21 protein-coding genes are annotated in these 24,637 nt (G+C 43.4%); 7 read left to right on the forward strand and 14 right to left on the reverse strand.

All coding sequences use genetic code 11. The features are described 5' to 3' along the window. Positions 1–66: 66 nt before the first annotated feature. From J5X94_RS01530 to J5X94_RS01540, 3 genes are all read right to left on the reverse strand, one after another. Positions 67–741 (reverse strand): nitroreductase, encoded by a 675-nt coding sequence (locus tag J5X94_RS01530; protein ID WP_210539555.1) that lies wholly within the window; start codon positions 739–741, stop codon positions 67–69. 145 nt (positions 742–886) lie between these two features. Beyond that, a complete protein-coding gene (gene zapE / locus J5X94_RS01535; RefSeq protein WP_010198312.1) occupies positions 887–1,993 on the reverse strand; it encodes a cell division protein ZapE in 1,107 nt (368 codons plus the stop codon). A gap of 208 nt (positions 1,994–2,201) precedes the next feature. Beyond that, complete coding sequence (locus tag J5X94_RS01540) at positions 2,202–2,858, reverse strand: alpha/beta hydrolase (protein ID WP_189581622.1); 657 nt, start codon at positions 2,856–2,858, stop codon at positions 2,202–2,204. 389 nt (positions 2,859–3,247) lie between these two features. Here J5X94_RS01540 and J5X94_RS01545 point away from each other — a divergent pair, with 389 nt between their 5' ends. The 3 genes from J5X94_RS01545 to xseB all read left to right on the forward strand — a co-directional run bounded on the left by J5X94_RS01545 (position 3,248) and on the right by xseB (position 6,074). After that, positions 3,248–3,616: a hypothetical protein gene (locus tag J5X94_RS01545; RefSeq protein WP_189581619.1), complete on the forward strand. Its 369-nt coding sequence runs from the start codon at positions 3,248–3,250 to the stop codon at positions 3,614–3,616. A 338-nt stretch (positions 3,617–3,954) separates the two neighbouring features. Next, on the forward strand, positions 3,955–5,505 hold the full coding sequence (gene xseA / locus J5X94_RS01550) for an exodeoxyribonuclease VII large subunit (protein ID WP_189581616.1): 1,551 nt from the start codon (positions 3,955–3,957) through the stop codon (positions 5,503–5,505). Between the two features lie 323 nt (positions 5,506–5,828). Next, positions 5,829–6,074 (forward strand): exodeoxyribonuclease VII small subunit, encoded by a 246-nt coding sequence (gene xseB, locus J5X94_RS01555; protein ID WP_210539557.1) that lies wholly within the window; start codon positions 5,829–5,831, stop codon positions 6,072–6,074. A gap of 15 nt (positions 6,075–6,089) precedes the next feature. Here the strand turns inward: xseB and pncB are convergent, their stop codons facing one another. The 4 genes from pncB to J5X94_RS01575 form a co-directional block, all read right to left on the reverse strand. Continuing rightward, entirely contained in the window at positions 6,090–7,307 is a 1,218-nt protein-coding gene (gene pncB / locus J5X94_RS01560) for a nicotinate phosphoribosyltransferase (RefSeq protein ID WP_210539559.1), read from the reverse strand. 265 nt (positions 7,308–7,572) lie between these two features. Beyond that, the gene (locus tag J5X94_RS01565) at positions 7,573–8,511 is read right to left on the reverse strand and encodes an ATP-binding cassette domain-containing protein (RefSeq protein WP_210539561.1); all 939 of its coding nucleotides are present in this window, start codon (positions 8,509–8,511) and stop codon (positions 7,573–7,575) included. Between the two features lie 18 nt (positions 8,512–8,529). After that, positions 8,530–10,488, reverse strand: a complete 1,959-nt coding sequence (locus tag J5X94_RS01570; protein ID WP_210539563.1) for a glycine betaine ABC transporter substrate-binding protein — start codon at positions 10,486–10,488, stop codon at positions 8,530–8,532. 349 nt (positions 10,489–10,837) lie between these two features. Further along, complete coding sequence (locus tag J5X94_RS01575) at positions 10,838–12,301, reverse strand: coniferyl aldehyde dehydrogenase (protein ID WP_201592490.1); 1,464 nt, start codon at positions 12,299–12,301, stop codon at positions 10,838–10,840. A gap of 458 nt (positions 12,302–12,759) precedes the next feature. Here J5X94_RS01575 and lipB point away from each other — a divergent pair, with 458 nt between their 5' ends. From lipB to J5X94_RS01590, 3 genes are all read left to right on the forward strand, one after another. Next, positions 12,760–13,599: a lipoyl(octanoyl) transferase LipB gene (lipB, locus tag J5X94_RS01580; RefSeq protein WP_210539565.1), complete on the forward strand. Its 840-nt coding sequence runs from the start codon at positions 12,760–12,762 to the stop codon at positions 13,597–13,599. A gap of 207 nt (positions 13,600–13,806) precedes the next feature. Then, positions 13,807–14,337 carry an inorganic diphosphatase gene (locus J5X94_RS01585; RefSeq protein ID WP_010198287.1) on the forward strand — a complete coding sequence of 177 codons (531 nt, stop codon included), beginning with the start codon at positions 13,807–13,809 and terminating at the stop codon, positions 14,335–14,337. A gap of 162 nt (positions 14,338–14,499) precedes the next feature. After that, the gene (locus J5X94_RS01590; protein ID WP_189581596.1) at positions 14,500–14,964 is read left to right on the forward strand and encodes a hypothetical protein; all 465 of its coding nucleotides are present in this window, start codon (positions 14,500–14,502) and stop codon (positions 14,962–14,964) included. Positions 14,965–15,051: 87 nt separating this feature from the next. On the opposite strand, the gene J5X94_RS01595 is transcribed toward J5X94_RS01590, so the two are convergent. The 5 genes from J5X94_RS01595 to J5X94_RS01615 form a co-directional block, all read right to left on the reverse strand. Continuing rightward, positions 15,052–15,867 (reverse strand): sulfite exporter TauE/SafE family protein, encoded by an 816-nt coding sequence (locus J5X94_RS01595; protein WP_210539566.1) that lies wholly within the window; start codon positions 15,865–15,867, stop codon positions 15,052–15,054. A gap of 234 nt (positions 15,868–16,101) precedes the next feature. Beyond that, entirely contained in the window at positions 16,102–16,605 is a 504-nt protein-coding gene (locus J5X94_RS01600; RefSeq protein ID WP_210540027.1) for a flavin reductase, read from the reverse strand. Positions 16,606–16,758: 153 nt separating this feature from the next. Continuing rightward, a complete protein-coding gene (locus J5X94_RS01605; RefSeq protein WP_189581590.1) occupies positions 16,759–17,787 on the reverse strand; it encodes a methionine synthase in 1,029 nt (342 codons plus the stop codon). Between the two features lie 228 nt (positions 17,788–18,015). Beyond that, positions 18,016–19,068: a DUF1852 domain-containing protein gene (locus J5X94_RS01610; RefSeq protein ID WP_210539568.1), complete on the reverse strand. Its 1,053-nt coding sequence runs from the start codon at positions 19,066–19,068 to the stop codon at positions 18,016–18,018. Positions 19,069–19,583: 515 nt separating this feature from the next. Continuing rightward, the gene (locus J5X94_RS01615) at positions 19,584–20,471 is read right to left on the reverse strand and encodes an SDR family NAD(P)-dependent oxidoreductase (RefSeq protein ID WP_210539569.1); all 888 of its coding nucleotides are present in this window, start codon (positions 20,469–20,471) and stop codon (positions 19,584–19,586) included. Positions 20,472–20,989: 518 nt separating this feature from the next. Between J5X94_RS01615 and J5X94_RS01620 the strand changes: the two genes are divergently transcribed. Next, the gene (locus J5X94_RS01620) at positions 20,990–21,379 is read left to right on the forward strand and encodes a DUF1622 domain-containing protein (protein ID WP_210539571.1); all 390 of its coding nucleotides are present in this window, start codon (positions 20,990–20,992) and stop codon (positions 21,377–21,379) included. Positions 21,380–21,411: 32 nt separating this feature from the next. Here J5X94_RS01620 and dusB read toward each other — a convergent pair whose 3' ends face one another. After that, complete coding sequence (gene dusB, locus J5X94_RS01625) at positions 21,412–22,449, reverse strand: tRNA dihydrouridine synthase DusB (protein WP_210539573.1); 1,038 nt, start codon at positions 22,447–22,449, stop codon at positions 21,412–21,414. 134 nt (positions 22,450–22,583) lie between these two features. Next, the gene (locus J5X94_RS01630) at positions 22,584–24,629 is read right to left on the reverse strand and encodes a BCCT family transporter (RefSeq protein ID WP_210539575.1); all 2,046 of its coding nucleotides are present in this window, start codon (positions 24,627–24,629) and stop codon (positions 22,584–22,586) included. Between the last annotated feature and the right edge of the window lie 8 nt (positions 24,630–24,637).

Consider the following 24,637-nt stretch of genomic DNA (forward strand, 5'->3'; position numbering starts at 1 on the left):
GACAGCTACTGAGACCAGTTATCTTTAATAAGCAACCAATCTTAGCTCGGTAGCACTCAAGTATGTTTATGGCTCAAAGCGGACCAGCGGCTCGATATCAATAGCTTTGCGTGTGGGTTCGTCTTTAGGGCTGGTGCCAGTATAAACAAAAGCCGTGACATAATCATCTGCACTTACGCCGAAATATGCTTTTATAGCAGGTTCGTTACACAGTAAGCCTGTGCGCCATACTGTGCTAAAGCCCTGCGCTTTTAAAGCCAGAATAAGATTTTGAACCGCAGCGCCTGCACTTAACATTTGCTCGAAATGCGGTACTTTTTTGTGTTCTTGCATCTGAGTAACCACGGTAATCACAACTGGTGCACGCAGCGGCATCGTCTGCGTTTTTTGCACTGTTTTCTCAGAGAGCACCTCGCCCTCTTCTGTCGCCTTTGCTTTTACTGCTTCGACAAGGGCACGCCCTAAATCATGACGAGCATCGCCCGCAGTCACGATAAAACGCCATGGACGCAGTTTTTTGTGGTCAGGCGCGGTCGCGGCACACCCAATCGCTTCTTCAATCTGAGCGCGCGTTGGTGCAGGAAGATCTAAGTTACCCACGCTACGTCTTGAATTGATCCAGTGAATGAGCTCGTCGCTAGTAAATGGCGTGCTCTCAGTCGTTAGTGCTTTAATCGATATCTTTTCATTTTTCTTTACTTGATTGTCTTTTGTAGAATTAGTTTCGTCAGACTTATTCATTATTCGCCCTTATTTATTATTGATATTGACTGCTACTGTTTATATCAGCAGATTATCCCGTTATAAATATGATTAGACAATCGTAAAACCGTAAACGAAAAACCAAGCAGCCTTTACCCTCTCACTTTAAATAGTGATCATACCATCAAGCCGCATCTGCATTTTCAACACGGTGCTCCATTTTTAAATAATCTTCTGACTGCATCTCAAGCAAGCGCGAACGCGTCCGTTCAATCTCAAACGCCAGTTTTTCGCCTTGATACAGCTCAAGAATTGATTGCTCTGCTCGAATCAGTAATTTTACGCGGCGATCGTAAAACTCATCGACCAGATAAACAAAACGCCGCGTCGGATCACGCAGATCATCATCCAATGATGGTACTGAATCGACTAAGACCGTGCTAAATTGTTTCGCGAGTTCAATAAAATCAGCAGCCGAACGTGGCTCCATACATAAATGACGGAAGTCGCAAAATAAAACATCTTCAGTGCGAGCATTAATCTTAATTTGACGGCCATTGATAGTAATCGGCTCATTACTGATTTTTTGATTATTAGATAAACTGGCAAAACGGTTGGCCAACCAATGGTGGTTGGCTTTGGTCATGGGCGATTCATACAGCTCTGCTTGCTGCAACACACGCAAACGATAATCGATACCGGAGTCAATATTCATCACGGCGGTATGGTGCTCAACTTCAGCGATCGCGGGCATAAAGCGATCGCGGTGTAAACCGTCTTTATAGAGTCCTGCTGGCTCAATATTTGAGGTAGCGACCAATGTAATACCACGATTGAATAGCATGGTAAAGAGATCGCCCAAAATCATCGCATCAGAGACGTTAGAGACAAAGAACTCATCAAAGCAGATAATGACTGCTTCTTTATAAATGATGTCAGCCACTTTCTCTAGTGGATTACTTTCGCCTTGTATGGCGTTTAGTTCACGATGAACGCGCTGCATAAAATGATGGAAATGAAGGCGCATCTTGCGATCAATCGTCAAAGAATCATAAAACATGTCCATCATCCATGTCTTACCACGTCCAACACCGCCCCACATATACAGACCTTTTGGGGCAGTCGGCTTAGATTTTAAAAAACTAAAAATGCCTTTTTTTTGTTCCACGCGACTGGTGAGCTGGTGATGTAGCTCATCAAGATAGCTCATGGCCTGATATTGCTGCTCATCTCGAGTAAACTCATCGGTACTGACGGCTTGCTCGTAACGTTGCAATGGAGATAAACTCATAATACGACTCATCATTTAAAAAGGTAAATATTAGGGCGTGTTCGATCCTTCGATCATGACACTGACTATTTTTCAGGCGATTCGACATTAGAGATAGCAAGGCAATATTTCTAAGCGCCTATTTTCAACAAGGAAGCGGCATAAAAGAGTGCTGTCCCTACGGATTGATACTACCTCAGGTGGTGAAACTTATGAGGTTACTTGATCTTCAATGCTCATCAAAACTATGCTGTTGCAACAGTTTTTTTAACTCAGATAAGCGACCGTGAAAAAAATGTCCAGCGCCGTCCACGACACTGACTGCTAGACCTAAGCGTTCTGCAAATTTCTGCATATTATCAGGATCAATCACTTCATCAGCATTGCCATATATCTCAAAGGTTCTGTCAGCTGGCAAGCTTAAATCTTCGCTGTCGTTTTTTTCAACAGACGGAGCGATAAGAGCAATTTTAGTAATCTCAAAATCACTTAACCCCCAAACATGAGGGGCTTCGAGCACCTGCTCAGCCGCACGCGCAATCACGTAACCACCGAAAGAAAAGCCGCCAAGCCATAGCTTGCGCGCATTGGTTTGTTCTGCAATCCATTGTAGCACGGTCATTGCATCCACCACCTCACCTTCCGCATAATCATGCTCGCCAGTCGACTGACCGACACCGCGAAAGTTAAAACGGACCACGTGCATACCGTTATCACGCGCAAAGCGGTACATTGTAGTGACGACTTTATTGTTCATCGTGCCATCAAACAGCGGGTTGGGATGACAAAGCAGCGCCACCGTGTCGGTATTCGGATCGTTAGGATTGTCTTGTTGCCATAGCGCGTCAACTTCTAGCACGCCAGCAGGAGCAGGAATTAATGGCATAAAATTACTTAATAATTAAAAATGAATACCTCAATTATCCTAGATATGATTTTTATTTCAAGTGATTTGCTGTGTACGCCTCAGGTTTGTGGCAGGTGCACATGGTTTTATCATAAATAATAGCTTGGAACACTTAGGGCGTGTCATCAATTAGCACATGGATACATTTAGTGGTCTTAAAATCTAAATGATGACACGCACTAGTAAAATTAGGATAATTTTCTTGGCTGCAACAGCAGCATGTAATACAAGCGCAATACCGAACACAATAACTGCCTAGACACCCCAAACTGCAATAGGTTAGATTTAGTCTGTCTTTTAATAAACAAAATACTTGCCCTACTTGTCTTTAGTTTTTATGATTAATTTACAGGAAAGAGGAATAATTTATGAATACTGTTAATAAAACTGCCACCATCACTGCTACTTTGGCGACGGCTCTTATCTTAAGTGCCTGCCAGAGCACGCCTTCCTCACCAGTCATTCAACGTGCCAACTCTATTTACGAGACTACTGGGATAGCGGATAGCAAAGTAAAAGCTCAGCAAAATGCGCTTGATAGTGCCAAAAACACTTGTCGCAGCAAACAAGTGATTATCGTTGATGACAAAGTTGCTTATAATGGTATTTTAGATGAGCGCACGGGTCGTATGGTCGGACAAGCGAGTGCGGTTATTGGTTCTATCTTTGGCACTGGCTCACCCAATTTGTCACGCGATGATGATTATGAGTATAAAATCAACTTCCGATGCCAATAAAAGAACCATTATCAACTGACAAAGTTAAAGCATTCTACTAAACTTTGAAGCTAAATGAATGAGTTGATAAATACTTAAGTAGCCCTAGCTTTGCCTTGTGCTCAATAAAAATAACGGTATTTGGTGTAAAATATAATAGGGTTTGGCCAGTAAATCAGCGATGAAAATAATATATTGAGCGCTGACTTACTGGCTTTACTTTTTGTAGCTGCGCTTTTGGGGTAGACTACCCTACCTAATGTTGTACTCATTCTATTCAGTTTCTTAGTTTTTAGAATCCTTGTTTTTAGAATCCTTATTTTTAGAATCTTTGTTTTCAAAACCCTTGGTCTACTATTATGCGCAAACCCAATCTTTCAAATACCAAACCAGCAAAAGTGTTAGCGCCTGCCAAAGATTTAGCGACGCTAGAAGCCGAACTGGCTGAGCAGGAAGACCATTTGGAAGATACAGTCTTGCGTTTGAGTGACTATTTATCAGCGGTTGAGATGGTCATCAAGCAAACCTTTGACCACCGCGTATGGGTGAAGGCTGAAATTCGTAATCTGTCTAGCAAAGGCGGGCATTATTACTTTGAGTTGGCTGAAAAAGATGAGGAAGGCAAAGTAGTCGCCAGCTGCCGTGGCAACCTTTGGCGCTTTAAAGCTGCACGCGTATTGGCAAAATTTGAGCGGGCGACTGGCATGCCTCTTGAGCGCGATTTGACTGTATTACTCAAAGTCTCCGCAGGTTTCCATGCACAATATGGCTTCTCTATTACCATTGAAGACATTGACCCCAGCTATACCTTGGGGGATTTGGCACGGCAATATGCCGAAATGGTCGATCGCTTGACTGGTGAAGGCTTATTGCAGCTTAATCAACAGTTACCTGCACCCTTTGATATCGAGCACGTCCTAGTGATTGCTCCCGAAAAGGCCGCAGGTTTAGGTGATTTTCAAGCCGATGCGGATCGCTTAGCGAGTACAGGCGCTTGTCAATTTCACTACCATCACGCGACCTTTCAAGGCAATCATGCCCCAAGCGAGATTCGCCAAGCCATCGTCAGTGCTCAGCAACAATTCCAAGATACTTATCAGCATCTGCCTGACTTATTAGTGATTATTCGTGGTGGCGGCGCGGTGGGAGATTTGGCTTACCTCAATGATTACGAGCTTGCCGCACTGGTCGCTGAACAGCCTGTCCCCGTCTGGGTTGGTATTGGTCACGAGCGCGATAAAGTGATCTTAGATGAAGTGGCGCACAGCAGCTTTGACACGCCATCCAAAGTGATCGCGGCGATTAGTAGCCATTTAGCACAACTGGTCACGCAGACTTTACATTATCAAGCGCAAATCAAACAAGCCGCCCAGCGTCAACTCAATATCGCGGAGCAACAAACGGCGCGACAATTGAGCCAAATGCAGTCGCGCACCATCGGTCAATTAACTGCCCTGCAAAAAGACAGCGACTATGCGTGGCATAGTATTCAGCAGAGTGCACAGCGGCAAGTAAAGCAAGCGGCGAGACTGACAACCGAGTTACACACACAGACGCAAACCCTTGCACATCAGCAATTAGCCAGCGCCCATAACTATAGTAGCATCTATCAAAAAACCATTATGCAGAGCGCTCAGCAGCAGCTGATACAGGCACAACGTGATAGCGCCCATCTTCGTGATATCGTACTTTTGCACCGACCGTCTCGCGTGCTCAAGCAAGGCTATACGATGCTGACTGATGATAAAGACAAACAGATACTCACTAGCAGTACACAGCTTTATCCTGAGCAAACCATTCATATCGTCTTAAAAGATGGCAAGGCTAAAGCTCAGATTATTGATGTTAGTAGTGAGAGAAAAGCGACAGAAATCTCAGAGACACCAACTGAACCACACAATAATATCTAACGATTACTTATCTAGGGTCTGTTGAATATTCAAATATTAGGACTGCTGATCGCTAAAATTTCCCCAAACTAGGCGTAAACCGACGATAATGTCGAGACCTTAGCTAGGTTTGCAACAATGTTTGAGGTGATTTTAGCATCAGCCCCAAGTATACAAGCAGGGGCAAGGCTATTTTTTGCCAATACATGGCGAAATTATCTAACCTAGAATGACTAGGCATCAAAAATTTCACTGCGTATTGTCTAAAAAATAGCCATTGCCAGTTCCACATTTGAATGTTCAACAGACCCTACTTACTTTTACTTTAAAAATCAGGAAAACCCATGACGACTCCTACTCGCAAGCGCAAAAAAGCCGCTCCAAAAACCTTTAAAGCGGCTTACGATATTCTAAAAACCAATGCGGCTGAATTGCAGCAACAAGATGAGCCTGATATCGACAATTTGATGACCACGGTGGAAGAATCAATTGCTGCTTACCGCGTTTGCGAGACACGCATCAATGCCGTACAACAAGCATTGGATGCCGCTTTTGCTGAAGAGGTAAAAACTGAGGAATTAGATAATTAAATAGCTAAATGGCATCTACTCAGGTTCATCAACCTCGAAAACTTGGCGCAGATAGGCAAGATACGTATCATTATTAATCATGGTCTTGCCTGGGCTATCAGACAGTTTGGCCACAGGTTGTCCATTGCACTCCACCAATTTTAGTACGATGTTAATCGGCGTGATGCCCATATCATTGGTGAGATTGGTGCCAATGCCAAAGCTGGTTCTGATACGCTCTTTGAAGTATTGATGCAACTCCCACGCCTTTTCAAGCGTCAAACCATCACTAAAGGTTAGAATCTTTGTCTTAGGGTCTATCTTTAGTTTTTGATAATGAGCAATGGCTTTATCACCCCAGATATAAGGATCGCCGCTGTCATGGCGCAGACCGTCGAAAAGCTTGGCAAAATACAGATCAAAATCACGCAGGAATGCGTCCATGCCAACGACATCGGTCAACGCAATACCCAAATCCCCACGATATTCATGCACCCAAGATTCGAGTGCTGCTTTTTGTGAGTCACGCAAGCGTACATCTAATGCCTGAAAAGCTTGCATAAACTCATGCGCCATCGTCCCTATTGGTGTCATCCCAAGCTGCTTTGCCAAATACACGTTAGAGGTGCCGCTAACAATTTTTGGCTCAGCTTTGTGCAGGGTTTCTACCACATGCGCTTGCCAGATTTTGCTAAAGCGTCGACGTGTGCCAAAGTCTGCAACGATGAACGGTGGCTTATCTGTACTTTGTTGCTTTGCATACTGATGCAACAGCGCAACCTTGTCATCCAAGCGCCTTTGCCCCTCTTCTATCACGCTAGGGTTGGATAAGGCATTAAAATACAACTCGTTAACGATTGCCAGCACGAATACTTCAAAGAACATCGCCTGAATCATTGGCCCTTCAATATCGATCAACAAGCGCCCTTTACTGTCTGTACTGACGGTAATAAAACGGCGCTTAAGCTTAAATAACTCTAAATAATCGACAAAATCAGAACGAATAAAGCGCAACCCACGCAGATAATCCAATTCATCTTCTAAGAAGCGCAATTCACACAGCATATCTAATTGCTGCTCTAACGACTCTTTAATATCAGCCAGCGGATAGACCGCCTCACTATTATTACGACAGCGAAACCGATAGACACCGTGGGTCTGCGGGAACTGATGTAACATGGCTTGTAGCATGGTAAATTTGTACAAATCGTTATCCAATAACGAGGTAATAATAGGTGCAGAAGTGACCGTCATGTTACAACCTTAAACGCAAAAGTAAAAAATCCATATTGCTCAATAGCTAAGCGATACTGACTAAAAGATATCTTGGGGCTTCTAATAATAAATGCTCATGAGCCTTTAAAAGACCGTTCAGTATAACGATATTTGTTGTTTTTTGCAGGCGTGACTACCCCTAGCAGCAAAAATCATACGATAATCAAAAACGTCTATAAAAACTGCTGCTTAGATTGGTATAACAAAGACGTTCAGAGTGACCTCAACGTGAATAAATCCATTATTAGGCTTTAGCACGCATAAATTGAGCGACATAGTCATCGGCAGGATTGTCTCTTAATTCGCTAGGCGTGCCTGTTTGTACCAAGCGACCACCATTTAAAATACTAATACGCCGACCCACTTTGACCGCTTCATCGATATCATGAGTAATAAAGACAATGGTCTTATTGAGACGGTCTTGTAGTTCAAGCAGCTGATCCTGTAGTTGGGCGCGGATAAGCGGATCAAGTGCAGAGAACGCTTCATCCATCAGCAAAATCGGGTTATCAGTCGCTAAGGCTCGCGCCAGCCCTACGCGCTGCTGCATACCGCCCGACAGCTCATCAGGGTAGCTGTGCTCTAGATTGGGTAGCCCTACCTCATTAAGCCAATGACGCGCGACTTCATGACGTGCTTCCACGCTCATCTTGCGGACACGTAAGCCATAAGCCACATTTTGCATGACGGTCATATGCGGCATCAAGCCAAAATGCTGGAACACCATGCTGACGGTATTCTGACGATATTGCTGTAACGCCTTATCATCCAATTCTAGAATATTAATAGAGTCGCTTGAGTTGGTATTGTTTATCCCGTCTGTATTAGCGGTTACTGGTGCAGCAGCAGTCGATGAATTTTCTTTTGCTATGCCTTGTGCTTTTGATGACAGGATTTTAGAGTTAATAGTGGTGTCGACCCATATCTTGCCGCTGGTCGGATCAATTAAACGGTTGAGATGGCGGATCAAGGTCGATTTACCTGAGCCTGAGAGTCCCATGATGCAATGCAGCTCCCCCGCTTTTATCGCCAAATTAACATCATAGAGCCCGACTGAATAGCCAGTCTGCTTTTTGACAGCGACACTATCCATACCATCTGCTAGTAGTTTCAACACTGATTGTGCTTGCGACTCATTAGCATTATAAATTTTGCTGATATTCTCTAACTGGATATGATTCATAGCTTTTCTCATTATTATTTAACCGATAGGACGTTTGCCAGCTTCAATGGTCTTTTGCCGCGCGCGTTTTCCTTGACCAAAAGCTTGGCTAATACGGTCAATGATAATCGCCACAATGACAATGGCCGTACCCGCCTGTAGTCCTTGACCGATATTGAGCGTCTGAATAGATTGCAAGACGTCTTCTCCCAGACCCGGCGCACCAATCATAGACGCCAGTACGACCATGGCAAGCGACATCATCACTGCCTGATTGATCCCCGCCATAATACTGGGCAACGCTTGTGGTAACTTGATCCAAATGAGTAGCTGAAAATGGGTACTACCGAACGAGCGTCCTGCTTCGATCATTTCATGATTGACCTGCGTGATGCCCAACGTCGTCAAACGAATAAGCGGTGGCAAAGCATAAATAATCGTGGCAAATAATGCTGGCACTTTACCAATACCGAATAACATGAGCACGGGGATTAAATAGACAAAGCTTGGCATGGTTTGCATCACATCCAATATCGGCGTGACAATTTTTCGCAGCAGACTGCTACCCGACATAGCAATACCAATGGGGATACCGATCACCACCGTCACTAAAACCGAGACGATCAATAACGCTAAGGTATCGATTAAAGCGCCCCACAGTCCAAACGCACCGATTAAAAAAAGTCCTGCCCCGCAAGCAATGGCAAACCATACTTTGCGCACCCCGAACCATGCCAACACGGTCACCAGACCAATAATTAGCCATGCTGGAATTACCGTTAATAGGCGCTCAATAGGCAACAACAAATAGGTCAAAGTGACGCTACTGATACTCCGAAACACATCACCATAATCTCTAACCACAGTCGCTAAGGCTTTATTAAGAGGCGTCTCAAGGGACCATGACGGAAAGCTGGAGGTTAGTGCTAGGAAGGCGTTACTTGAGGTGGCGTCATTCAACGGTGCATTGACACTGGTATTGCCTGTGCCATCGTTCGTTAGATTAATACCTAAATTGGCAGCAAGATTTTCAGCGACTTCTTTGGGTAGCCACGCTTGCCAAACGTTTGGATTGGCACGTAAAAACTCAAGCGCCTGTTCATCACCACTACGCTTGCTTTCACTCATCTCTAAAATCGCACTATTTAGTTGGTCTGGCGTGAACTGAACTTTTTCAAAGGCACTTGCCAATTCAGGATTGTCATTGATAAAAGGTGTCGATGCAGCAATCTTGAGCGGGGAGACAGGAAAACCCGATACACAATCCAAGCTACCATCAGCCAGCAATAAGTCTTGCCAGCACTCATCCTTATGGGCAGGGAACGCTAGCGGTGCAAAATCGTATTTGGCGATGAGCCCCGTTGGCTGCCAATAGTAAAATAGTAGCGGTTTTTTTTGTTCAAATGCGGAGGCAATCTCAGCATCGAGTGCGGCACCCGTACCCGGATGAGCGTTGTTAAAAATCGCGTCCAAGCCAGTATTTTTGAGCAGTTGGGTGTTAAAAATCTCACACGCCCAGCCTGACGGACAGTTCATGAACCGTGACTTGCTAGGATCTTCTGGATCTTTAAACAACTCTGCGTACTTAGGCAAATCCTGATAACGACGCAGTCCCGGATTGTCATCCATGACATATTGCGGCACGTACCAACCTTGGGTGGCACCTCCTTGCAAGGTATCGCCAATGACCGCAACTTTGTTGTCATTGATGGCCTGCTCCATAATCGGTGAGCGCCCAATCCATTGTTCGCCGATGATTTGGATATCGTTTTGCGACAATGCGGTCTCGAGTGCAGGTCCTGCACCAGGTACTTCTTCGATCGTACAGTCGTAACCACTCTCAGCAATATATTTGAGTATCCCAGTCGTAAACTGACCACTCTCCCAAGTAAGCGCGCCAAATTTGATCGGTGATGCGCAAGCGGCTGACGCTGAGACTGAGACTGGCAGTAACAACACGCTCATACACAGTAAACTTAACGCAATCCATTGGCGCATGGGATGTCCTATATATCGTTATTAAAATGAGTTATTTCGATGTCAAAGTCAGGTATCAATATTAAGTTATGAACCACTTGGCTGATAGCAAATGTGGAATCAATGTTTATTTCTCATTAGAAATATAAACTTACCATAGCTACCGTTTAGTAATATTAAGAAATGTAGCGACATATGAGAATGATTATAAATAACTATTGGCTAGGTTCAGATTTTCTTTTATGTATAAAAAATATTATAAAGTCATCAAAAATAAATACTATAATCATCAAAATTTTGTTTTTTGGACAAAAAAACAGCACCTACTTGCGTAGATGCCATTGTTATTAAACGGACAATCTCATAGCATTTACTTCATCATAAACGCCATAGCTTTGTTAAATAAGCCGCCATAAGGTGGTAATAGGAAATTCATGCCGTTGAGCTTATTTTGTACAAAAACAGGTTTCATGTGACTTAAACGCTCAAAACCAGCTTTGCCATGGTACGCGCCAGTGCCTGAATGTCCAACCCCACCGAACGGCAAGTCGTGCTGCACCACATGCAGGATCACTTCATTAATAGCCAAGCCGCCTGATACCGTGTTGTCACGTACTTTTTCTATGTCGCTGTGACGCTCACCAAACACATAAAGCGCTAATGGACGCGGACGAGCATTGACGAAATCGATCGCATCATCGAGCGTATCATAGTGCATCAACGGCAGAATCGGTGCAAACAGCTCGTTTTGCATCACATCACTATCGGGTGCAGGCTCACTGATAATAACTGGTGGCATCAACCGCGTTTCGATATCATAGTCTGCGTCAGTTATCTTATGAATGTTTTCACTAGAGACGCCATCTAAATAACCTTTGATACGCTTAAACTGCTCACCATTGATAATGCGCGAGTAATCTGGGTTTTCGCTGATGTTTGGATAATGATTTTGCATCCACTCTTTTGCTAAGCCAATGAACGCTTCGTGATCTTTGCGCTGGATTAGGACATAGTCAGGGGCAATACAAGTTTGACCGGCATTCAGCGTTTTACCCATCATCACGCGATTGACAGCCGCCTCTAAATTGGCGCCGTCCAATACGATAACGGGTGACTTACCACCAAGCTCCAACGTGACCGGGGTCAAATTAGGCGCAGCAGCAGCCATGACCTTTTTGCCTACTTCAGTAGAGCCGGTATACAATAGATGATCGAAAGGCAGCTTACTAAAAGCGGCAGCGATCTCTACTTCGCCCAGTACAACACAAACCATATCTGGCGAAAAGTAATGAGCGATGAGATCTGCAAACACTTGCGCGAACTGCGGTGCTGACTCACTCATCTTAACCATGATTCGATTGCCTGCTGTGAGCGCATCGATGATTGGCCCGACGGCTAAGAACAATGGATAGTTCCATGGCACCATGATACCAACCACACCTAATGGCTGCGGCTGAATCTCGTTATGAGCTGGCATGTATAATGCTGAAATAGAAGCGCGACGTGTTTTCATCCATTTTTTGCCATGCTTTTTGGCATGGCTGATACCCGTAAAACTGGGAACAAGCTCCGCAAATTGGGTTTCAGACTCACTGCGATAGCCAAAATCTGCGCTGATCGCTTGAGCAAGGTTGTGTTGGTTATCGCTAAGCATCATCTCTAAGTTGTCTAATTGAGTCTCCCGTGTCGCCCAATCATTTATTGGCTGAGCACGGCTCAATGCTTGCAATCTAGAGAACTGCGCTTGCATCTCATCGATAGTAGTCATAATACTAAGCGCTTTATCGGTACTGGTATGCGCCTGATTAGTGGTGTTCTGATTATTGTCTGTCATGTATCTTCCTTGTCATAAGCGTTAGAGTCAGCACGCTATATTTGATTGATAACTCTATATTTATCTTTAAGCGCTAGTGAAAATAGCTGCACACGCGCATATCATTATAAAAACTAACAAGATTCCATTCGTTGCTGTTTAATGTAGCGCATTGAATAAGCAATGAACAGTGTCTTTGATTGACTGCTGGGTTTGTATAAAATACGTGTCGGTCATAAAGACAATAGCTGCACTAAATCATCATTTTAAGGATATATCGCCTTTTATACTCTGTTTAATTAGAGTCTCTTTAATATTTAGGCTTTATAGTAGATATCGATTAAAATTGTAGGTATCTATTAAAATTTGGGCGGCAATCACAAAAACTGCTACACTCAGCATTGTGGCGTGTTGAACTTTCGCCACCAGTCAAAATTCGCCAATACTTTACACCAGACAACAATAAGACAGTCACGCTTATGCAAAATGTCACGCAGCAGACTCACAATACCTCTCCTCACGACACCCTTCTTACAAAATCGCTGTCGGCCGCCGATTATGTCTCTACCCATGATGCTATGCTAGCGCGTACCTTGGAGCGTATCGCACTCAAAAAAGAGCAAGGCTTACGCACGCCTGATGAGCTATGGATTGTCGATCATAATGACGTTTACACGCTTGGGCAAGCAGGTAAAGAAGAACATATCTTGCAACGAACTGACACCCCGATTATAAAGACGGATCGCGGTGGACAGGTGACCTGGCATGGTCATGGACAGCTGGTTGTATACTGGTTATTTGATCTGGACAGTATAGGCTGGAGTGTACGCAATCTTGTATCGCATGCAGAGCAAGCGATCGAGGACATGGTAAATGACTGTCTACAGAACTCATCGTCATCTATCAGTGATAATATCAGCGCCCACGCTCGCCGTGATGCACCCGGTGTTTATTTATATGCTGATACTGATACTGACAATGATGCGCAAGTCCAAAATACTTCTTTGGATGACAAAATCATGCTTGGCAAAATAGCCTCATTGGGTTTTAAGATTAAGCATGGTTTTAGCTATCATGGTATTGCACTCAATATCAATTGTGATTTATCGGCTTTTAACGCCATCAATCCTTGCGGCTACGCTGGCATGCAAATGCTACGCTTGGCTGATTTTTTGACCATACAAAAAGAGCCAGAGGCGCAAACAGCTCAGCACATACATAATTCTTTGAGCTATGAGCAAGTGACCCAAAAGCTTATTGATAATATTGCCAAACGTCATGCTGGACTGATTGAGCTAAGAGCAATTGCACCCAAGTGATTTTCTGAGGCTATTTTGCATAATCTTTTTTTGCATAATATCTTGCCCGCTTAGACTTAAGCATTATGAGAAAATTCAGACCAAACTTGCTATAATTGCATACAGCACAAATCGGGCACAGTAATAATCTTACTGCTTGTCCAGCTCAATCCTTTGACTATCATTGATTATTCAAACACTTAAAACAAAAGAAAATTGGAGCATTTTATGGCAGATTTTAACAAAATTTTGGACGCCGGCGACGTAGATGGCGGCATTATCAACGTAGTAGTAGAAATCCCTGCTGGTAGCAGCCATAAAATTGAGTGGAATCGCGAATTGGCCGTATTTGAGCTTGATCGTATTGATCCACAGATTTTTGCCAAACCTTGTAACTATGGTTTTATCCCACAAACGCTAGACGAAGATGGCGATGAGCTAGATGTGTTGTTGCTTACTGAGCAGCCATTACCAACAGGTATTTTCTTAAAAGCCAAAGTAATCGGCGTCATGAAGTTCGTTGATGATGGCGAAGTGGATGACAAGATCGTTGTCGTACCTGCTGATGACCGTGACACAGGCAATGCTTACAACAGCCTAGCGGATCTACCAAAGCAGCTAATCAACCAATTAGAGTTCCATTTCAGTCACTATAAAGATCTGAAAAAGCCAGGTACAACTGTGGTTGAATCTTGGGGTGATGTTGCAGAAGCCAAAGAAGTCATCAAAGAATCTATCCAACGCTGGAAAGATCTATAAGTTATCGAAGATTGGCAGAAATGCTGATAAAGATAACTATTAAAATACCGCGGTCATTATTATGATTGCGGTATTTTTTTGCTTGAATCTTGCTGATAGAAAATGGTTATAATGAACCACCGTACGACCTATTCACACTCTCATCTTGTAATAAGGACAATCATGTTTAATCCTGATCCTAGCGCAAAACCAGTCAATACAAAGTTGCCGAAAGCGATCATCATGATGATTGAAAAAAACAATTTGGTGATGGCGATCAAAACATTGGCAGCCGATGAAAATATCAGTATGGATGAAGCAAAGAGTAGAATCGATGCTTATGAGACGGCACTAAAGGTAAAACAACAGCAGAAATTAAATACTATTGCCAATAAGCAAGGTATTCCTAATCAGGCGATCAGTTTTGATAGAGAGCAAGCAGAGGAAGAACCAGATCGTTTAATAAAAAACCGTGTGAAAACCACTCAAACAGATCAAGGGTTCAAAAGCCTACAGCGAGGTGTCGACAGCCAGTTGAATGATTTGGGCTATAAAAAACCGCTTTTACCCTATTGGGCAAAGCGGTTGCTAATCATTATCTTCATCATGACAGGATTGTTCTGGATATTATGGCAAGTATTTGGCTAAATAAAAAATATTGGATTGTCATACCTTCCATAGAATTTTGTATTAATGCATGGCAGCTGCTTAACTACTTTTCTTTATAAGCGGCACTTAGAGCAGGCCTTTATAAAGGAAGTAAAACCCTACTACGGTTAATAAAAAGGCAAAACATTTTTTTAGTAATGCTGGTGATAGTATATGCGCAACTTTCGCGCCTACTTTTGCGGTAAAAAAGCTCATAATACTAATGCCTAAAAAGGCATAAATATGGACAAAGCCAATGGTATTGGGCACATCGACTTGCTGCTGCATGCCAAAAATCATAAAGCCTAACGCACCAGCAATGGCAATCGGTAGACCACATGCTGCTGAGGTGCCAACGGCTTTTTGCATGACCACGCCATAACGCGTGAGATAAGGGACGGTTAAGCTGCCACCGCCGATACCAAAAATGGCAGAAGCGATACCGATAACTCCGCCTGCTGCTAATTGCTTAGGCTTAGACGGCAGTTCTAGATCAGCATCATCAGACTGACTAGCGACCTGCTTTTTACCACCGAAAAACATTTTATAGGCGACCCAAAGCAAAAATACGCCAACGATAAGCTGAAGATATAGCCCAGATATTTGCCCTGCTATTCCCGCGCCCAAAAAGCAACCAATCGCTAGACCTGGTGCGAGATTTTTAAAAACAGGCCACATGACGGCGCCCTTTTTATTGTGCGCCATGAGCGAGCTGATAGAGGTGACAATAATAGTTGCCAGTGACGTACCTAACGCCAAATGCATGATATTGTCAGGACTGTAGCCCATTTGGGTAAAGACGATAAATAATAGTGGTACAATGATGGTGCCACCGCCCACGCCAAATAGCCCTGCAGCAAACCCTGCTAGCGCACCAATTATTAAAAAAATGAGTATTTCCACGGGATAGTTACTTCTCGGTTAAAGGATAGTTTTATAGTCGACGCTAAATAAAATGGATACGTTATCTGACAACGTAAAACTGATACAAATTTTTCTAGCTTGCTGTGCCTACGCCGACAGAGGCTACAAAAAATTCATTCCAGTTTTACTGTATTTTCTTTATATTGAGCTGACTTTTATATTGAGCTGACTATAGTTAGATGACCATTAAATAATCAATGTCAGAAAGTCAGCTTAAGCAATTTCTATTTGACCCACTTGATGATAGGCGCGATTAAAATACACCAAACTTTCATCAGTGCCACCTTGTGATACGGCGTGCTTGATGGCAACCACACGGCACATAAAGACACTGTGCGTGCCGACTTCTTGAATATCCTCAATCTCACAATCAAAACTGACCAGCGCATCCTCTAAAACAGGCGCACCTGTCGCTAATTGTGTCCAAGCGCCCTGTTTAAATCGTTCTTCCGAACTTAATTTTGAGGCAAAGGCATTAGATATTGGCTCATGATGTGCGCCTAATACATTGACGCTTAACGTTTTGTTTTCAAGAAAGTGGGCATGTGAGCGAGAGGTCTGATTCATACAGACCAGCAAGGTAGGCGGTGTGTCTGTGACGCTACATACCGCAGATGCCGTAAACCCATGAATACCAGAGCTACCTTTTGTGGTAACCACATTAACGGCAGTCGTCAATAGCGACATGGCATCTCTAAAGTCGGTGGCTTCAATCATATCTTTACTCATCGCTGAACTCCTAAATTTGGCTATGACTTATCTCTAAATGGCATTAAGACTACTTGATGGCCTACCCACAGTATTTCAATCAAACTGAATAAACAAACTTGATTAGACCTATCCCACCTATTGATAAGTGCGAGCCAGTAACTAAGCGCTCAGCTCTTGACGAATGATTGCCGCGCCCTCGCTCAACGCTTTTAACTTGCCGCGTGCTACCTCGCGAGGCAAAGGTGCCATGCCGCAGTTGGTCGAAGGATAGAGCTTGTCTGCATCGACGAATTGTAGAACTTTGCGTAGGGTATCTGCCACTTCTTCAGGGGTTTCAATAGTATTGGTTGCCACATCGATAGCACCGACCATTACTTTTTTACCGCGTATGAGTTCAATCAAATCCATCGGCACGTGCGAGTTTTGGCACTCAAGCGAGACGATATCAATGCTTGACTGCTGCAATTTTGGAAACGCTTGCTCGTATTGACGCCACTCTGAACCCAGTGTCTTTTTCCAATCATTATTGGCCTTAATGCCATAGCCATAGCAAATATGCACCGCTGTTTCGCACTTTAGACCTTCGATAGCGCGCTCTAACGTGGCGATACCCCAGTCGTTGACGTCATCGAAGAAAACATTAAACGCAGGCTCATCAAACTGGATAATATCCACGCCAGCCGCCTCAAGCTCTCTCGCCTCTTGATTCAGAATTTTAGCAAATTCCCAAGCCAATTTTTCACGGCTTTTATAATGACCATCATACAGTGTATCAATCATCGTCATAGGCCCTGGCAGCGCCCATTTGATGGGCTGATCGGTTTGCGCCCGCAAAAATTTAGCGTCGTCTACAAACACTGGCTTTTGACGGCTCACCGCCCCAACGACTGACGGTACACTTGCCTCATAACGATCACGAATCTTAACGGTTTTACGATTCTCAAAATCGACGCCATCTAGATGCTCAATGAAGGTAGTCACAAAATGCTGACGGGTCTGCTCGCCATCACTGACGATATCAATCCCAGCATGCTGCTGTTCTTGCAATGTCAAACGTAAGGCATCTTGTTTGGCTTCAAGCAGTTGCTCGCCTTCTAATGCCCAAGGTGACCAAATTTTCTCAGGTTCAGCGAGCCAAGAAGGTTTTGGTAAGCTACCCGCTGTCGATGTCGGTAATAATAGTTTCATAATTTTTAATCTTCTATAATGTTTACTTTTTTATTTTGGCGTCCAGTGAGGTTATGCTAGGGCGTGTCCTCATTTTAAAAATGAGGATAAAAGTGAGGTAAATGGCAGTCAAACAAGGAAAATAGCGCAGATAATATCGATATATTACCTAGCTAATTGACGATGTTTGGCAAGATTTAACCACTTTTAGCCCATTTAGATCGCTATCGGTTGAATTGAGGACACGCCCTAGGCAGCTTGTTTATCATCAGCGCGTTTTTGCACCGCTTCTCTTTGCACAGTCTCGCTTGCAACATCGTAGCTTGCCGCCCACTCATCAAGGATAGCTTGATACGGTGTAATGAATTCATCTTCCGTAAACTTACCTTGTGTCACTGCCATCTGACTGCGCTCTTCGCGATCATAGACAATTTGCGTCAGTGAGTAATCTTGGTACTTCAAACTGGGTTGATACACTTGAGCGGCGGTCGAGTTGGCATTGTAAATTTCAGGTCGATAAATCTTTTGAAAAGTCTCCATGGTACTGATGGCACTGATTAGCTCAAGGTCAGTGTAATCACGCAACAAATTACCCGCGAAATAAAATGCTAAAGGCGCCACACTACCAGCAGGCATAAAATAGCGCACTGCTAAGCCCATTTTGGAAAAGTACTCATCAGTTAATGACCCCTTGTTCAAAGAGCCGCCATCTTGTCTGTATTCAGCCCCCAATACAGGATGCTGATTGCCCGTACGCTGATAGACTTTACTGCTTGACACACTCAGACAAATCACTGGTTGTTTATCAAAGTTGGCTTGGTAGGCCTCTGAGCTCAATAAATGTTGAAACAGTTTGCCATGCAAATCGCCAAACTCTTCTGGCGGCGCGGATTTTGGATGGTTTGCAAAGTGTTCTGGTAACACAATGCTAAAGTCATAATCGCGCACATAAGAGGAGAAGCTATTGCCAATCATACCGTCAATACGCTTGTTTTCCTTATGATCCACAATCGTTGTTTTTAAGGTCTCAATGACTGGGAAGGTATGACCATTGCCTTCGATATCCAAGTCGGCAGAAATAATATCAACTTCGATAGAATAACGGTCTGCGGTCGGATTATCCCAATGCGCTAGATCGTTGAAACGATTGTTTATCATGGTTAAAGTTTTGTGTAAATTCTCTTGACGACTCTCGCCACGTGCCAAATTTGCAAAATTCGTCGTCAGACGGGTGCTGTCTGCAGGTTGATAGTTTTCATCAAAACGAATGCTTGAGATGGAATATGTAAATTGTTTACTCATGATAATCCCCTACCCTAATCTCATTAACTGAGATAAAACCAAATTTCTGTATGGGATGAATCATACCTAAAACATTACATGAATAAAAACGATACTATTTAAATATAACATGAATAAAATTCATGTTGATAATTCTAGAAGCATGAAATAGATTTGGATAGCGGAGGTTTTGACGGCTTAATCAGTAAAAAGTTGAGCCTATCAAATCATTTAAATATATGAACTGCGAGTATCTAAAACGTGACTTGATGTATGTGTAGACGCGATATAAATTGACTAGAGTAAAGAAATAAATATACTGAATTTAAAGCACCATAAGCTGTAATAAAAAGCATGTGGCAACAAATAATGATTTGATCTCTCCTTAAATGATTTGATCTCTCCTTAATAGTAGGAAGTATCAACATAGAGTTGCTAAAGAATACCCCTACTTTGTCTACTATTATTTTCAAGACATTAAAAAAGGATACCGCAGCATCCTTTTTTTATTATTCAGAGCTAATAAAAGTTCTATTCTAGTGATGCTCACCAGGAAGAATTCTGGCAAAGGCACGCTGAGCAAGGTTTGGTTTTTTATCGGTAGTCAGTCCTGCACGGGTACTTGGGAAAATACGATAACCCATCGATTGAATACCAACGTTGATTGCTGGTGCTAACGAATAAGTCGCCGACGCAAATTTACCCATGTTGCTGGCAATACTGTTTGGTTTATGAACAATCGCTTTTGCGACCATCATCGCCGCTTCATCCGGCATCAGCGCAGGCATGTAACGATATAGCTTGGTTGGCTCAATCATCGGTGTGCGTACCAATGGCATAAAGATATTGGTAATCGTGACATTATCGCCTTTCACTTCAGCAGCCAAGCAGCGACTAAAGGCATCCAATGCCGATTTTGAGGCGACATAAGCGGCAAAACGCGGACTGTTTGCCAGTACGCCAATAGATGAGATGTTAACAATTTGACCGGCTTGGCGTTCAATCATCGTTGGCAAAAATCCAAGAACTATTTTAACAGCGCCAAAGTAATTGATATCCATGGTACGCTCAAAATCATGGAAACGATCAATAGATTCGTGCACCGAACGTCGAATTGAACGACCAGCGTTATTGACCAATACATCAACATGACCAAAATCAGCCAAAATTTGCTCGCTGACTTTTTCAATCTCATTCATATTGGTCAAATCACAAGGATAATAACTGGCCTTGCCGCCAAGTTCCTCAATATTTTCTTTTACTATTTTTAGCTTCTCTTCGGTACGTGCTAATAAAATGACATGAGCGCCGCATTCACTAAGCAAAAAGGCTGTACGTTCACCGATACCGCTTGAAGCACCAGTAATGATGATATGTTTGTCTTTAACCGCTTTGCTAATTGCCTTTTTTGAGGGAGTAGCCATAAAAAATCCTTTTTGTTTATTATATTCCCAATAGTGTGCAGCTCTAGAATACCAAAATTACATTGTAATTACTCGAAAAAGTACCAGTAAAATTTGATAAAAGTAATTTTGCGAACCACTAGGGTGTGTCCTCATTTTGAAAATAGTTATAAAAATGAGATAAATGGCAGCCAAACAAGGAAACTAACGTAGATAATATCGAGATATCCATCAGCTATAGTCAGTGAAAGTTAATATCGATACATCACGTACTACTGACATCGATTTTTCTTGCTTGCTGTGCCTGCGCAGACAGAGGCGACAAAAAATTGATATCAGCAATACCGACGCGTTTTTAGGATACTTTGACTATGTTTGACGATGTTTGGCAAGATTTAGCTATTTTTAACCCATTTAGGCGTTTTCGTTCAGATTGAGTACACTACCCAGTAAAAGGACTGCAAATATACCATCCCATTTTTCCCAGCTTTTTGGCTATAATTGTTTTTGCAATTTACGCATGATAAGGAGAACGCACCTTGGTAGAAATACTGGCTCAGTATATTGATTTCATTGCCAAAATCGTTGAAGTCATTGGTGTCCTTATTATGTTCTTTGGACTGCTTTATGCTTTTTATAGAGGCGTTCGTTCAACAGGTCGTTTCACCCATGACACCTATGTCGAGATCAGACAGACGGTTGGCAAGTCCATTTTGTTAGGGCTTGAAGTGCTCATTGCTGCTGACATTATGGCTACTGTCGTTACAGAGCCTACGCTGCGTAGTGTTTTGGTACTGGGGTTTATTGTGCTCATTCGAACTTTTTTAAGCTTATCTTTACAAGTAGAATTAGAAGGTCGCTTTCCTTGGCAACACTCCAAGTCTGTGCCTGAAAAAACATCAAAGACTGAGCATGCTGATAAGTTGTAATCAGTTATTCATAGCCAATAGCTATTTATGCCTTACTCGTGAGCCTGTAAAAAATCCTCGACCACACGAAACTGCCCAGCGGTGCTCTCTTCACCATACATGGCTTGACGAAAAGCATTAGAATTAGGAATGCCCGTGGTATACCAAGCAATATGCTTACGGGCGATTCGGCAGCCGGAGTATTCACCATAAAAGTCATATAGCTCTTGTAAGTGCGCCAGTACAATTTCTTTGATTTCGCCAACATTTGGTGCATCAAGACGCTCACCAGTACGCAAAAAATGCTCAATATCGCGAAATATCCACGGCTGACCTTGTGCCGCTCGTCCAATCATTACGGCATCACAACCCGTCAATTCATAAACACGCTGTGCTTTTTGCGCACTATCGATATCACCATTGGCAATGACTGGAATGCTGATGCTTTCTTTAACCTCACGTATCAGCTCATAACGCGCTTCACCCGTATACATATCCTCGCGTGTACGCCCATGAATGGCAATGGCGGCAATGCCTGCTTGCTCTGCTCGCTTTGCAACGCGCAAAATGTTTTCACGCCCATTCTCATAGCCCAATCGTGTTTTTAAGGTGACGGGCGCATCGACGGCATTTACCGCAGCATCCAGCAAACGTGCCACCAAATCTTCGTCTTGAAGCAAGGCAGAACCGGCCAGCTTGCGACAGACTTTTTTGGCGGGACAGCCCATATTGATATCAATAATCTGCGCGCCATTATCGATCTGATAGCGAGCCGCTTCTGCCAGTTTGTTTGGCTCCGCCCCCGCTATCTGTGCAGAAATAGGGGCGATCTCATTATCGAAATTGGCACGGTATAATGATTTTTTGCGTGCATAAAGCGCGGTATCAGCGATAATCATCTCACTGACGGCATGACCTGCGCCAAATGACTTACACAAACGGCGAAACGGGTTATCTGTGACTCCTGCCATTGGTGCGACTATCAGACGGTTTTCAATCATCAAGCCGCCGATATTCAATGGCTGCAATAAGGGATGATCGCTTGCAATCTGCGTTTGCGGAGTCTCAGAGACTGAAATATCTATAGACATAAATAACGGCTTACTTATTAATAAAAACAGGTCAATGAAATCAAGCCGTTATTCTAAGGGTTCATACACATATTGCAAGCGATTCACTCGAATAACTTGCATCCACAAACATCAGTCTTTAAGCGCCAAACCAACTATTTATCAAACACGCTGCCCTGCTCCAACGTAATGTCATCATCATGCTCTTGCATACGCCACGGCAAACTGTCCGGTGACACATTTAAGAAGTGCAAATATTTCTCGAACTGATCAATAATATCGTTGATGACGGACTCTGTCTCATAGCCGTACAAATCATAGGTCTGACCACCACGGCGCAGATAAACCTCAGCACGATGATGATGCTCTTGTGGCAACTCACCTGCTGTACTTTCAGTATGGTAATCCGGCGCATCATGTTCAGATAGGCGCACTTCATACCAAAACTCGACATCATCACCGCGATGCAGCTCAAGCACAGCGCGATTATTGACCGCATCATAATTGACATCAGTCGTCCAGCCTGTCTCTGCAAATTTGGCTGACACCTCTACCATTGAGGGCATAATCACCTCTTTGATATAGTTTAAAACCTTATCACGGGTTGGTTGATCAGTGATGTAATCGATACGATCACGCCATGCTGATGGCTTAAGCAGGTGCGGTGGTAGTTTGCTGTCATTACCCAAGCTCTGGTTACGATGTCCTTCGATACGTAGCGCACGCCACATGCCAAACATCGATATCAATATAATAATCGCGAAAGGTAAGGCACTAACGATAGAAGCCGTTTGGAGTGCTGTTAGGCCACCGGCAAGCAATAATGCGGCTGCAACCGCCCCTTCAGTTACTACCCAAAAAGTACGTTGCCACCATGGTGTATCACTACGACCACCTGCTGCTAACGAATCAATAACCAATGAACCCGAATCTGACGACGTCACAAAAAAGGTAATGATTAATAGTATGGTCAGTGAAGACACAAACTCAGTGAAAGGCAGGTTTTCTAGCAGTTTAAACAAGGCAATCGCTTGGTTGTTTTGTACCTCAGTAATTAACGAGGTATAACCATCTACCATAATCATGTGCAATGCGGTATCACCAAATACGGCAAACCAAAAGAAAGTGAAGAACGTTGGCACTAGCATGACACCAAGTACAAACTCACGAATGGTACGACCACGGCTAATTTTGGCAATAAACAAACCAACAAAAGGTGCCCATGCGATTGTCCAAGCAAAAATAAACAACGTCCAACTACCGATCCAATCGCTGTTTTCATACGCTTGCAAGCTAAAAGTACGCTCGACAATATTGCCCAAATAGCTGCCCGTATTTTCCATAAAAGCATTTAGAATAAAAACCGTTGGCCCTACAACAAACACAAAAATCATCAGCGCAGTCGCCAGCACCATATTCAATATAGACAGCCGCTTGACGCCTTTATCCATACCTGCCAGCACTGAGACCAGTGCAGCAGCGGTAATCAATGCAATAGCAATGACCTGTACGGTGGTATTAACTGGAATGAGGTCCGGTAACAGATAGTTGAGGCCAGCATTAATTTGCGATACTGACAACCCTAAGCTGGTGGCGATACCAAACAGTGTACCTACAATTGCAAACACATCGACAGTATGACCAATAGGACCGTAAATCTTGTCGCCAATTAAAGGATATAACGTGGAGCGCATCGACAACGGTAAACCATGACGAAAAGAGAAATACGCCAGCGATAGCCCTACCACCCCATAAATCGCCCAAATATGAAAACCCCAATGAAAATAAGCAATCTGCATCGCTTCTTTTGCCGCCTCAATAGTCTGTGGATCAGACAATGGCGGGCTGGCAAAATGCATGACTGGCTCGGCTACACCAAAGAATAATAAGGCAATGCCGTAACCTGCCGAAAACAGCATGGCAAACCATTCAAGGAATTTATATTCAGCCTCAGCATGATCAGGTCCAAGCTTGATAGTGCCATAAGATGAAAATGCCAGCGCGATAATAAACATTAAAAACAGCGCGACTGCCAACATATAAAACCAACCAAAAGTATTGGTGGTGAATGTCAAAACAGTGCTGAATAGTGCGCCCGCCGCTTCAGGATTTGCAGCAGTGCCAACCACCAATAAAATCATGATGACAGCAGCCGGTAAAAACACTGGCAGTAAGATAGTAGAGCGAGGTAATTTACTCATAGAAAGTG

It is taken from the genome of Psychrobacter sp. K31L (assembly GCF_017942195.1).
Classification (GTDB): Bacteria; Pseudomonadota; Gammaproteobacteria; order Pseudomonadales; family Moraxellaceae; genus Psychrobacter; species Psychrobacter glaciei.